Raw genomic sequence first — 12,094 nt, 5'->3', positions numbered from 1 at the left:
AGTAGGAGGAAATCAAATGCCTTTAGTTTCTATGAAAGATATGCTGAATAAAGCTCTTGATGAAAAATATGCAGTAGGTCAATTCAATATCAATAACCTTGAATGGACTCAAGCTATCCTAGCTGCTGCTGAACAAGAAAAATCTCCAGTCATCCTTGGTGTTTCCGAAGGTGCTGCCCGTCATATGGGTGGTTTTAAAACGACTGTCATGATGGTTCAAGGTTTGTTGGAAGACATGAAAATCACTGTTCCTGTGGCCATTCACCTTGACCATGGTTCAAGTTATGATAAATGTAAGGAAGCCATCGAAGCGGGATTCACTTCAGTAATGATCGATGCTTCACATCATCCAATTGAAGAAAATATCGAAACAACCAAGAAGGTTGTCGAATTCGCTCACGCACGGAACGTTTCGGTTGAAGCGGAAGTGGGCACGGTTGGCGGACAAGAAGATGATATAATCGCTGATGGAGTCGTATATGCAGACCCTCAAGAATGTGAGCAGTTGGTTAAAGAAACGAATGTAGACTGTTTTGCTCCAGCTTTGGGATCCGTTCACGGACCATACAAAGGTGAACCTAACCTAGGCTATAAAGAAATGGAAGAAGTACGGGATTTAACGAACAAACCTCTTGTTCTTCATGGCGGTACAGGCATCCCTACGAAAGATATCCAAAAAGCGATTTCTCTTGGAACATCAAAAATCAACGTGAATACGGAAAATCAAATTGTGTTCACAAAAGCGGTTCGTGAAATCCTGAATAACGATTCTGAAGTGTACGATCCTCGTAAATACATGGTTCCTGGCCGTGAAGCTATTAAAGAAACGGTCATCGGCAAAATTCGTGAATTCGGTTCAAACGGCAAAGCATAATTCCAAAAGGGTTCCATCCCTTTAAATGTAAGGCAATATTCCCATTGGGGGGCTCCCCCCTAATGGTTTCTTTTAGATGCAGGCTTAATCCGATCTCTATTTTTCGAACAATTAGAATTCAATAGAGAAATAAAAAATCGATTACATACGGAGGATATTTTATGAAATTCTTTATAGATACAGCAAATATGGAAGAAATCAAACAAGCGCACGAACTTGGCGTTCTAGCAGGTGTTACGACTAACCCATCTCTTGTTGCCAGGGAAAAGGGAGTTTCTTTCCATGACCGGTTAAAAGAAATCACAAGCCTTGTTAAGGAATCCGTTTCTGCTGAAGTCATTGCGCTTGATTTTGAAGGAATGATGGCAGAAGCCAAGGAGCTTGTTGCGATTGCACCTAATATCACGATCAAAGTGCCAATGACTCCAGATGGCTTGAAGGCTGTTTCAGCACTTACAAAACAAGGTGTTAAAACAAATGTCACGCTTATTTTCAGTGCCAACCAAGCATTATTGGCAGCTAGGGCAGGAGCAACTTATGTATCGCCATTTTTAGGACGCTTGGACGATATCGGCCAAAATGGTTTGGATTTAATTTCGGATATTGCTGACATATTTGCAATCCATGATATCAATGCTGAGATCATTGCAGCTTCCATCCGCCATCCGATGCATATTACAGAAGCGGCTCTTAAAGGAGCACATATTGCAACGATTCCTTATAAAGTTTTAATGCAATTATTCCACCACCCATTAACGGATAAAGGGATTGAAGCTTTCTTGAATGATTGGAATTCACGTACAGAAGCATAATGCCTTGCCGCTAAGTCGCTATAGATTGCACTGTTTTAATAAAATTAACATAAATTAGAAATTTTTATCTTTTTTTACATGAATTTTCTACTTTTGTGTAAACTAAAGAACTAGATAGTAAATGTTGTCGGATTATGCAAATTTCTTGTGGTAAAATATTACTTTTTGGAAGTAGCTTCTAAGTGCTTAGCGTGGAAGGGAGTTTATTATGGAAAAACTTAAAATTGCCGGTGGCTATCCTCTAAAGGGAAGCATTCGTGTCAGCGGAGCAAAAAATAGTGCGGTTGCCCTTATTCCGGCAACAATTTTGGCGGACTCTCCCGTAACGATTGAAGGCCTGCCTGATATCTCGGATGTACAGATGCTGAAAGAGTTAATGGAGGAAATTGGCGGTGAGGTGTCCTTTGACGAAGGACAGATGACAGTCAACCCCAGCAGGATGATTTCAATGCCTCTTCCGAATGGCAGGGTCAAGAAGTTACGTGCTTCGTATTATTTAATGGGGGCAATGCTTGGTAAATTCAAAAAGGCAGTGATCGGCTTGCCAGGAGGCTGCCATTTAGGACCCCGTCCGATAGATCAGCATATTAAGGGGTTCGAAGCACTTGGCGCACAAGTGACGAATGAACAAGGAGCCATTTACCTTAGGGCGGACGAGCTCCGGGGAGCACGCATATATTTGGATGTCGTTAGTGTAGGGGCAACGATCAACATCATGCTTGCCGCCGTTTTGGCGAAAGGCCGCACTGTGATTGAAAACGCTGCGAAAGAACCGGAAATCATCGATGTCGCCACATTGTTGACCAATATGGGAGCGAAAATTAAGGGTGCTGGAACGGATATCATTCGTATTGATGGTGTGGAAAGTTTGCATGGTTGCAAGCATACGATCATACCGGATCGGATTGAAGCCGGTACTTTCATGATTTTAGCCGCTGCTGTCGGTGAAGGGATTCTGATCGATAATGTCATTCCCCAGCATTTGGAGTCATTGACTGCCAAATTGAGGGAAATGGGGATCAATATTGAAGCGGGTGATGACCAGATATTTGTCTCACCGGGAGAAAATTATAAATCCGTTGATATCAAGACGTTGGTTTACCCTGGCTTCCCAACAGATCTTCAGCAACCTTTCACTTCCCTTTTAACAAAAGCAAGCGGTTCTAGCATGGTGACCGATACGATATACGGGGCACGATTTAAGCATATTGATGAACTGCGACGCATGAATGCTAAGATCAAAGTCGAGGGCAGAGCAGGCATCGTCGATGGTCCTGTCCAACTTCATGGGGCAAAAGTGAAGGCAAGCGATTTACGTGCCGGAGCAGCTCTGGTAATTGCCGGCTTAATGGCAGAAGGGATTACAGAGGTGACCGGGCTTGAACATATAGATCGCGGATATAGCCATCTTGTTGAAAAACTTTCAGGTTTGGGAGCGACGATTTGGCGTGAAGAAATGACGCAGGAAGAAGTGGAGCAGCTTAAAAGCTGATCCCTTTTCTTGTTACCTCATTGTGTTACTATATATGATATAATGTGTTATACTAATATATAAATAAATCATGCTAGTGTACATGAGGGGGAACCGGAAATGGAAAGAAGTTTATCGATGGAGCTAGTCCGCGTAACAGAGGCGGCGGCACTAAATTCAGCTCGTTGGATGGGAAGAGGAAAGAAAGACGAAGCGGATGATGCAGCTACAACTGCGATGCGGGATGTTTTCAATACTATTCCCATGCAAGGGACGGTTGTAATCGGTGAAGGGGAAATGGATGAGGCGCCAATGCTTTATATCGGCGAAAAACTTGGCACTGGTCTTGGGCCACTAGTGGATGTTGCGGTTGATCCATTAGAAGGAACGAACATCGTTGCATCTGGCGGCTGGAATGCATTGGCTGTATTGGCGATAGCCGATAAGGGGAACTTGCTTCATGCCCCGGATATGTATATGGATAAAATAGCTGTCGGACCCGAGGCGGTTGGTCAGATTGATATTAATGCTTCCGTGTTGGACAACCTGAAAGCGGTAGCCAAGGCAAAAAATAAAGATATCCAAGATGTGGTTGCAACAGTATTGAACCGCGATCGTCATTCGAAGATCATTCATGAACTTCGTGAGGCAGGGGCACGTATCAAGTTGATCAACGATGGAGATGTCGCAGGAGCGATAAATACGGCCTTCGATCTTACCGGTGTTGACATCTTATTCGGATCTGGCGGAGCTCCAGAGGGAGTCATTGCAGCCGTTGCCTTGAAGTGCCTTGGAGGGGAAATTCAAGGTAAGCTCGTTCCTCATACTGATGAAGAAGTGGAGCGCTGTGGGAAAATGGGCCTTGAATTAGGAAAAGTCCTCAGAATGGAAGATCTTGTTCGCGGAGATGATGCAATTTTTGCGGCAACGGGTGTGACTGACGGGGAACTTTTACGCGGTGTACAATTTAAAGGGCATTACGGCGAAACGCAATCCGTAGTCATGCGTGCTAAATCTGGTACCGTTCGATTCATTGATGGGCGTCACAGTCTTAAGATTAAACCGAATGGTTTGATTGACTGATAGCGATTTTTAGAAAAAATCACTTCTTTAAAAAGCGAGCGGTTTAATCGCTCGCTTTCTCTTTAAAAAAATTTAAGTTGAATAATTAAAATAAAAAAAGTAAAATAAAGCTTGGTCTACTATTAATTATTTAAAATCTGCCCTTTCACTCCAAACTTCAAGAAGCCTTCAAATAATTTTCTTCTTTACATGTAAAAATGTATCATCCTTTCTAAGAAAACTCTGGTCGGGTACATGGATTGCGGTTTTTCTTCCATCTAACAAACCAATTCTTTTTCAGTATGGGTGAAAACGTTTAATTAATAAAAGTGTGGTGTCATAATGAATTTAACTATTTCTAATTTAGAAAACATGAAACTTAAGGATCTCTATGAGCACGCTCGTGAATATAAAGTTTCCTATTACAGCAAACTTTCCAAAAAGGAACTTATTTTCGCTATCCTGAAAGCGCAAGCTGAGCAGGATGGTCTCCTATTCATGGAGGGCGTTTTAGAGATCATCCCTTCAGAGGGCTTCGGTTTCCTGCGTCCAATTAATTACTCTCCAAGCTCGGAGGATATTTATATTTCGGCTTCACAGATCCGCAGATTCGATTTGCGAAATGGAGATAAAGTGTCCGGTAAGGTAAGGCCTCCAAAAGAAAACGAGCGCTATTATGGATTGCTGCATGTTGAAGCGGTCAATGGCGATAATCCGGAATCAGCTAAAGAGCGTGTCCACTTTCCAGGTTTAACACCGCTGTATCCTAATAGGCAAATTAAACTGGAAACGACACCGAAGAACTTATCGACCAGGATCATGGATGTCCTTGCACCGGTCGGTTTTGGACAGCGTGGTCTGATTGTTGCACCGCCAAAAGCCGGTAAAACGATGCTCATCAAGGAAATTGCCAATGCGATAACCACAAACCATCCCGAATCGGAATTGATTGTGCTGTTGATCGATGAACGCCCGGAAGAAGTGACAGACATTGAACGTTCCGTCGCCGGAGACGTGGTAAGTTCAACTTTCGATGAAGTGCCGGAAAACCATATCAAGGTGGCTGAGCTGGTGTTGGAACGAGCCATGCGCCTTGTGGAGCATAAACGGGATGTCATCATTTTGATGGACAGCATCACTCGCCTAGCCCGTGCTTACAACCTTGTCATTCCGCCGAGCGGGCGTACACTATCAGGGGGTATTGACCCTGCTGCATTCCATCGTCCGAAACGCTTTTTCGGTGCGGCGAGGAATATCGAGGAAGGCGGCAGCCTGACGATCCTTGCTACAGCCTTGGTTGATACAGGTTCAAGAATGGACGATGTCATTTATGAAGAATTTAAAGGTACGGGCAATATGGAGCTGCATCTAGATCGTGCCCTTGCCGAAAGACGGATCTTCCCGGCAATCGATATTCGTCGCTCAGGCACGCGTAAAGAAGAATTGTTAATTCCGAAAGATCGCCTGGATAAACTATGGGCCATTAGGAAAACGATGTCAGATTCGCCTGATTTCTCGGAGAAATTCCTTCGCCGTCTAAAACAGACAAAAGGCAATGAAGAATTTTTCAGTAAGCTGGATGAAGAGATGTCAGAAATGAAAAAGGGTCCAGCGAGCGTAAAACGTTCTTAAACCCTGTAAGAAACAAACAGTTGCACAACTAGTCTTAAGTTGTTATAATGAGTTCATGTGTTTTTACAATAAATGTGAGGGTGCTTTTCCCTCAACTTGAAGTATATAACTCTGTTTCGAATGATTCAGGGCATAAGGAGATGAAAAGAATGAAAACTGGAATTCATCCAAATTATAAGCTTTCAAAAGTAATTTGCTCTTGCGGAAACACTTTTGAAACTGGTTCAGTTAAAGAAGAGATCAAAGTTGAGACTTGTTCAGAGTGCCATCCATTCTATACTGGTCGTCAAAAATTCGCTGAAGCTGGCGGACGTGTTGATCGTTTCAACAAAAAATACGGTATTAAATAAGCCGGACTTTTTAAAAAACAGGCAAGTATTTTTCTTGCCTGTTTTTTCTTTTCCATAAACAAGTAAGAATTTATACAAAGCCAGGTCGACTTCAATTATGGCCAATGGATCGACAGGTGGAAGGGAGTAGCTGTTTCCATGTATGTAATGAAACAAACAGGCTGGATCGAGCTTATTTGCGGAAGCATGTTTTCAGGTAAATCTGAAGAATTGATTAAACGAGTCAGCCGTGCTCAATTTGCTAAAGAGCAGATAGCTGTATTTAAACCAGCTATTGATAATCGCTATGCGGAAGAGGCTGTCGTATCACACAATGGCTCTTCTGTGATGGCAAAACCGATTGCCCATTCAACGGATATTTTTAAGTATTTGGACAAGCCCTTGGATATCATTGCAATAGATGAAGTGCAATTTTTTGATCATGAAATTATCGGGGTTGCCCAGCATCTTGCGGACAGCGGTTATCGAGTGATTATGGCTGGACTCGATCAAGATTTCAGAGGTGAACCATTCGGCCCTATGCCTGTTCTATTATCGCTTGCAGAATCTGTGACTAAGCTGCAGGCAGTGTGTGAAGTATGCGGATCACCTGCGAGCAGGACACAGCGCTTGATAGATGGGGAGCCGGCCTCCTATGATGAGCCGATCATCCTTGTGGGTGCATCGGAATCGTACGAGCCCCGCTGCCGCCATCATCACGAAGTTCCGGGTAAGCAGGCTGTTGGGATTAAAGAACATATTTGAATGATGGTGCCCTATGATCCAATGAGATCACAGGGTGCTTTTTTTATGCGGAAAAGTGGAAAAACTGTCGAGTTATTCAGGTGGCCTGACCAATACATGGAAGGGAAATAAAAGATAAATATTGCCCCATTTTGGGTAGGCTAACGAGGAAATGTTCTTTTTAACCAGCCAAAATGGAGGGAAAAAATATGAAATCAAAACTGCTTATCATGACGGCCTGTCTGCTTGCTGCACTAACGGCATGCGGTCAAAATGACAATGCAATAAATAATGATTCGGAATATGGAGATCAATCCCGGGATGGCAGGGTTGGCAATGGTTTAAATCAAGTATCCAATAATGATTGGGATAATGAAGCGGAACGACCATCAGATCAGCTCCTTAACACACCGCATCATACATCCAATAATTCTCCATCCATGGGTCAGCAAATTGATGAAATCCGCGGGGTGATCGAATCGGAAACTAATTATGAGGCCGGTTCCGTGTGGTTTAATGGAAATACCATACACGTTACGGTCCATGATAAAGGCAAAATCAAGACCGAAAAAGAAAGAAATAAGGAAATGCAGCGAATACAAGGCATGATAAACAGGGTTGTGCCTCAATATAATGTAGATGTCAAAATAAACAAGTAAAAGCACGACATTTTTGAATCTCTTTGACGTTGATTATTCACCTATACTATAATTAACCTAGAAGTGAACTGAGCTGGGGCACTGAGCTACTTATTTATAGTAATAAGAGATGGATTACTTCCAATTCGTTTCAGATGTTTTGGAAAATTTATGAGGTGAATAATTTGTTTGATCGTTTGCAAGCAGTAGAAGATAGATATGAAAGATTGAATGAACTATTAAGTGACCCGGAGATCATTAATGACTCCAAGAAGCTAAGGGAATATTCCAAGGAGCAATCCAGCATTCAAGAGACCGCGTCGACTTATAAAGAATATAAAGCGGTTCGTGAGCAACTTCAGGAAGCGAAGGCGATGCTGGAGGAGAAACTTGATGCGGAAATGCGTGAAATGGTAAAAGAAGAGATCAATGAACTTGATGAAACCATACAAGGCCTTGAGGATAAGCTGAAAATATTGCTTATTCCGAAAGACCCCAACGATGATAAAAACGTAATCATGGAGATCCGCGGTGCGGCTGGCGGAGATGAGGCGGCCTTATTTGCAGGCAGTCTATATCGGATGTATAGCCGTTTTGCCGAGGTGCAGGGCTGGCGGACTGAAGTCATTGAAGCAAATCCTACTGGGCTTGGCGGCTACAAGGAAATCATATTCATGATTAATGGCAATGGCGCTTATTCAAAGTTGAAATTCGAAAATGGAGCACATCGCGTTCAGCGAGTACCTGAAACGGAATCAGGCGGTCGGATTCATACATCTACAGCCACGGTTGCCGTTTTACCTGAAGCTGAGGAAGTGGAAGTTGAAATCCATGATAAGGATATTCGTGTCGATACCTTTGCATCAAGCGGTCCTGGAGGGCAAAGTGTCAATACGACAATGTCAGCGGTGCGCTTGACTCATATTCCGACTAATACGGTTGTATCCTGTCAAGATGAAAAATCACAAATCAAGAACAAAGAAAAGGCAATGAAGGTTTTGCGTGCCAGGGTGTTCGATAAAATCAATCGCGAAATACAGGCGGAATATGATCAAAACAGGAAGCTGGCCGTTGGAACGGGTGATCGATCTGAAAGGATTCGGACTTATAACTTCCCGCAAAACCGCGTTACCGACCACCGCATTGGTTTAACGATTCAAAAACTGGATCAAATCATGGAAGGTAAACTGGATGAAGTCGTTGATGCATTAATCATGGAAGACCAATCTTCAAGGCTGGAAAATGCAGATGAGTAATTCTGCCGTGAAAGTTTTTGAAGCCCTTAAATGGGCTTCTTCTTTTTTAAAGGAAAATGATCGTGATGCCAATGCTGGGGAAATCCTGTTACAGCACTTTTTAAAACAAACTCGCTCCCAAATGCTGGCAAACCTTCATGATGAGCTTAGTGAAGCGGATTTTGGGAGATTTAAGGACGCTATTGAGCTGCATGCTGAGGGGACGCCCATCCAATATATAATCGGTAGTGAAGAATTTTATGGACGGACCTTTTTTGTGAATGAAGAAGTGCTCATACCGAGACCGGAAACGGAAGAATTGATTTATTATACATTACGTAAACTCCCGGCCATTTTTATGGAGGGACAGAAGCTCCGTTTAGTTGATATTGGGACTGGCAGCGGCGCAATTGCCATAACGATGAAACTTGAAAAATCAAACCTGATGGTGGCGGCCACAGACATAGCGGAACCATCGCTTGAGGTGGCGAGGAAAAATGCCGAATCACTTGGTGCCGAAGTGGAGTTCATGCAAGGTGATTTGCTTTCGCCGTTCATGAATATAAACGAGAAGGTGGACATTCTTTTATCGAATCCGCCATATATACCAGAAGATGATCATGAATCCATGTCAGTGGTCGTGACTGGTCATGAACCACATCGTGCGTTGTTTGCCGGTATCGATGGGCTGGATTTTTACCGCCGCTTTATGGAACAGTTACCTTTAGTCATGAAGGTGCCTGGACTGATCGGTTTTGAAGTGGGTGCAGGACAGGGGGCCGCGGTTGCCGATTTATTGAAGCGAACCTTTCCTGCCGCGGAAGTATCCATCATAAATGATATTAATGAAAAAGATCGAATGGTCTTTGCTGAATTAAAATGATCCGTCTCCCTTATGTGAGACGGGTTTTTTAGGGACCGCACCCTCATTAACCTTTGGAATCTATATTTCCAGCTATCAACTTTTTTTGTTTTTACTAGTTTAAGATAGCTGGAAAATGGTGAGACTGATTCATGTGAGGGGGCGAAGGCGATGAAAACTAAACATTTAGCCATTATTTATCTATTAATCTTAACTATAGGAACGATCGTAAGTATATATATGCCTAAAGCGGAGATGGTCGGTGCAGAAGATACGAAGGTAATCCCGGATGAGGCGATTCGGCTGCGGATACTCGCCAATAGTGATAAAGAAGAGGACCAAGCGGTTAAACGGCTGATTAGGGATAAGGTAAATGAAGATATCACAAAGTGGGTCGCTGAGCTTACTTCTTTGGATGAAGCGAGGGATGTAATCACCTCGCATCTGCCGGATATCCAGGCGACGGCTGAGGCGGTAATAAAGGAACAGGGTTTGGAGCAGTCGGTGAAAGTGGATTTTGGACAAGCTGAATTTCCGACAAAGCTGTACGGGCAGTATTTATATCCGGCAGGGGAATATGAAGCAGTGATTATCACGCTTGGTGAAGGGGACGGCGCTAATTGGTGGTGTGTGTTATTTCCCCCATTGTGTTTCTTGGATTTTTCAAATGGGACGGCTGTAAGTCAAAGTCCGATTGTCGAGGATGAAGAGGAAGGTTCCTTGGCTTCGGAAGGAACGGCGTATGCTGCAACGAATGAAGAGAGTGAACCTGTTGCGGAGGAAGTGGTTGAAGAAGAGGTAATCGAGGAGAGTGTAAAAGAGGAAGCACCGGAAGTAACGGTAAAAGAAGAGGTTGTAGAGCCAGAGGTAAAAGAAGAAGTGGCAGTGAAAGATAAGGAACAAGTGACAGAGGAAGTCATGGAAGGAAAAGTTGGGGAAAACAAGGTTGAACTTGCGGCATCCAATGAAAAAGGTCAACAATTATATGAAGGGGAAAAGGAGCCCGAGGTGGAAGTGAAGTCCTTGTTTGCAGAAATCTTCAATGATCTATTTTAAGGAGGGGGCAGAGTACCTCTTCTTTAAATTCAGATAATTTTAAAAACATATCCACAGGGTTATTAACAAAAAATCAAAAAAGTCTGTCATTAATCATTAATATCCACAAACTTATCCACGGATTTGATGTGGTTATCCCCAATTTGTGGATAACACTTGAATTATGTGTATACTTCTTTTATACTTTCAAAGTATCTTTTAAGTGAAATTCGTACGTTAAGATGAAAATACCGTTCATATTAAAGCGATTATATAAAATAAGAAATGTTAAAAGGCGATGGTGTTCAAGATGAAAACGAAAATTTGGTCAGTGGATAAAAATGTGGATAATTTACAAAGTTATCCCCAGATTACACAATCAGCTGAATTATTAAAGGCTAATCAAGTGGTTGCTTTTCCTACAGAGACCGTTTATGGACTCGGCGCGAATGCCAAAAATGACGAGGCGGTCAAAAAAGTGTTCGAAGCAAAGGGGCGTCCGAGTGATAATCCTTTAATCGTTCATATAGCCTCCGATGACCAGTTGTCGGGTATTGTAGAAGAGATTCCGGAACGGGCCCGGAAGCTAATGGCAGAATTTTGGCCGGGTCCTTTGACTTTGATCATGAAACGGAAACCGGGCCAGCTATCGAATCTTGTGACAGCTGGATTGGACACGGTGGCTGTCAGGATGCCGGATCACCAGGTTGCCCTTGGCCTTATTCGTGCGAGTGATTTGCCCATTGCGGCTCCAAGTGCAAATACTTCCGGGAAACCAAGCCCCACTTCAGCAAAACATGTTGAAGATGACTTGATGGGCCGGATTGCAGGTATAGTCGATGGCGGGAATACAGGTGTGGGCGTGGAATCCACAGTACTGGATTGCACTGTGGAGGTCCCTGTTATTTTAAGGCCTGGCGGGGTGACCCTGGAACAGCTGGAAGCGGTAATTGGGGAAGTCAGGCAAGATGTCGCTTTGAAGAATCAGGAAACGGCGCCAAAAGCCCCGGGCATGAAATATACCCACTATGCTCCGAAGGCCCCTCTATTTTTAGTTAAGGGTAATCAAGCTTTCCTTCAGAAGCTTGTGGATGAAAAAAGAAGCGACGGGTTAAAGGTGGGCATCATTACGGCTTATGAACATCAACAGGATTATAAGGCGGATTATGTGGTTGTACCAGGTTCATTAGCCGATTTACATACAGTTGCGACAGGCTTATATGATGCCTTAAGACAGTTTGATGAGCTGGAGGTCGATGTCATTTTTAGTGAAATGTTTCCTGACCATGGAATAGGGGCTGCGGTCATGAACCGGCTTGAGAAGGCTGCAGGTCATCAAATCATCAAGGAACATGTGTAATAAGGACTGATTTATCCTTCTATTTCTTTTCGGACATGCA

At 43.3% G+C, this 12,094-nt stretch carries 12 protein-coding genes; all 12 read left to right on the top strand.

The genetic code is table 11. The features are described from left to right. Window positions 1–16 precede the first annotated feature (16 nt). Complete coding sequence (locus J7I90_RS13880; protein WP_048683519.1) at window positions 17–874, top strand: class II fructose-bisphosphate aldolase; 858 nt, start codon at window positions 17–19, stop codon at window positions 872–874. Between the two features lie 161 nt (window positions 875–1,035). Beyond that, window positions 1,036–1,686 (top strand): fructose-6-phosphate aldolase, encoded by a 651-nt coding sequence (fsa, locus tag J7I90_RS13875; protein ID WP_034315855.1) that lies wholly within the window; start codon window positions 1,036–1,038, stop codon window positions 1,684–1,686. Window positions 1,687–1,894: 208 nt separating this feature from the next. Beyond that, window positions 1,895–3,178: a UDP-N-acetylglucosamine 1-carboxyvinyltransferase gene (locus J7I90_RS13870; RefSeq protein ID WP_034315853.1), complete on the top strand. Its 1,284-nt coding sequence runs from the start codon at window positions 1,895–1,897 to the stop codon at window positions 3,176–3,178. Between the two features lie 99 nt (window positions 3,179–3,277). Next, window positions 3,278–4,240: a class II fructose-bisphosphatase gene (glpX, locus tag J7I90_RS13865; protein ID WP_034315852.1), complete on the top strand. Its 963-nt coding sequence runs from the start codon at window positions 3,278–3,280 to the stop codon at window positions 4,238–4,240. A 321-nt stretch (window positions 4,241–4,561) separates the two neighbouring features. Beyond that, the gene (gene rho, locus J7I90_RS13860; protein WP_034315849.1) at window positions 4,562–5,851 is read left to right on the top strand and encodes a transcription termination factor Rho; all 1,290 of its coding nucleotides are present in this window, start codon (window positions 4,562–4,564) and stop codon (window positions 5,849–5,851) included. 149 nt (window positions 5,852–6,000) lie between these two features. Continuing rightward, a complete protein-coding gene (gene rpmE / locus J7I90_RS13855; RefSeq protein WP_034315847.1) occupies window positions 6,001–6,201 on the top strand; it encodes a 50S ribosomal protein L31 in 201 nt (66 codons plus the stop codon). Between the two features lie 138 nt (window positions 6,202–6,339). Next, window positions 6,340–6,945, top strand: coding sequence for a thymidine kinase (locus J7I90_RS13850; RefSeq protein ID WP_034315845.1), 606 nt, complete (start codon window positions 6,340–6,342; stop codon window positions 6,943–6,945). A 188-nt stretch (window positions 6,946–7,133) separates the two neighbouring features. Further along, complete coding sequence (locus tag J7I90_RS13845; RefSeq protein ID WP_214772373.1) at window positions 7,134–7,583, top strand: hypothetical protein; 450 nt, start codon at window positions 7,134–7,136, stop codon at window positions 7,581–7,583. A gap of 164 nt (window positions 7,584–7,747) precedes the next feature. Beyond that, window positions 7,748–8,818 (top strand): peptide chain release factor 1, encoded by a 1,071-nt coding sequence (prfA, locus tag J7I90_RS13840; protein WP_048683507.1) that lies wholly within the window; start codon window positions 7,748–7,750, stop codon window positions 8,816–8,818. Between the two features lie 7 nt (window positions 8,819–8,825). Continuing rightward, window positions 8,826–9,680 (top strand): peptide chain release factor N(5)-glutamine methyltransferase, encoded by an 855-nt coding sequence (gene prmC, locus J7I90_RS13835; RefSeq protein WP_214772371.1) that lies wholly within the window; start codon window positions 8,826–8,828, stop codon window positions 9,678–9,680. A 150-nt stretch (window positions 9,681–9,830) separates the two neighbouring features. Next, window positions 9,831–10,715, top strand: coding sequence for a stage II sporulation protein R (gene spoIIR / locus J7I90_RS13830; RefSeq protein ID WP_214772369.1), 885 nt, complete (start codon window positions 9,831–9,833; stop codon window positions 10,713–10,715). A 289-nt stretch (window positions 10,716–11,004) separates the two neighbouring features. Then, a complete protein-coding gene (locus tag J7I90_RS13825; RefSeq protein WP_214772367.1) occupies window positions 11,005–12,054 on the top strand; it encodes an L-threonylcarbamoyladenylate synthase in 1,050 nt (349 codons plus the stop codon). The last annotated feature ends 40 nt before the right edge of the window (window positions 12,055–12,094 follow it).

The sequence above is a fragment of the Bacillus sp. ISL-57 genome (assembly GCF_018613135.1).
In the GTDB taxonomy this organism is placed as follows: Bacteria; Bacillota; Bacilli; order Bacillales; family DSM-1321; genus Peribacillus; species Peribacillus frigoritolerans.
Note: the sequence above shows the minus strand (reverse complement) of the source record. Positions and strands in the feature narration are given on the sequence as shown.

What these genes read in the sequence shown, in the direction of transcription:
- J7I90_RS13870 (WP_034315853.1), top strand. Translation starts at nt 1,895, where the DNA reads ATGGAAAAACTTAAAATTGCCGGTGGCTATCCTCTAAAGGGAAGCATT.
- J7I90_RS13850 (WP_034315845.1), top strand. Translation starts at nt 6,340, where the DNA reads ATGTATGTAATGAAACAAACAGGCTGGATCGAGCTTATTTGCGGAAGC.
- rpmE (WP_034315847.1), top strand. Translation starts at nt 6,001, where the DNA reads ATGAAAACTGGAATTCATCCAAATTATAAGCTTTCAAAAGTAATTTGC.
- glpX (WP_034315852.1), top strand. Translation starts at nt 3,278, where the DNA reads ATGGAAAGAAGTTTATCGATGGAGCTAGTCCGCGTAACAGAGGCGGCG.
- spoIIR (WP_214772369.1), top strand. Translation starts at nt 9,831, where the DNA reads ATGAAAACTAAACATTTAGCCATTATTTATCTATTAATCTTAACTATA.
- rho (WP_034315849.1), top strand. Translation starts at nt 4,562, where the DNA reads ATGAATTTAACTATTTCTAATTTAGAAAACATGAAACTTAAGGATCTC.
- J7I90_RS13825 (WP_214772367.1), top strand. Translation starts at nt 11,005, where the DNA reads ATGAAAACGAAAATTTGGTCAGTGGATAAAAATGTGGATAATTTACAA.
- fsa (WP_034315855.1), top strand. Translation starts at nt 1,036, where the DNA reads ATGAAATTCTTTATAGATACAGCAAATATGGAAGAAATCAAACAAGCG.
- J7I90_RS13880 (WP_048683519.1), top strand. Translation starts at nt 17, where the DNA reads ATGCCTTTAGTTTCTATGAAAGATATGCTGAATAAAGCTCTTGATGAA.
- J7I90_RS13845 (WP_214772373.1), top strand. Translation starts at nt 7,134, where the DNA reads ATGAAATCAAAACTGCTTATCATGACGGCCTGTCTGCTTGCTGCACTA.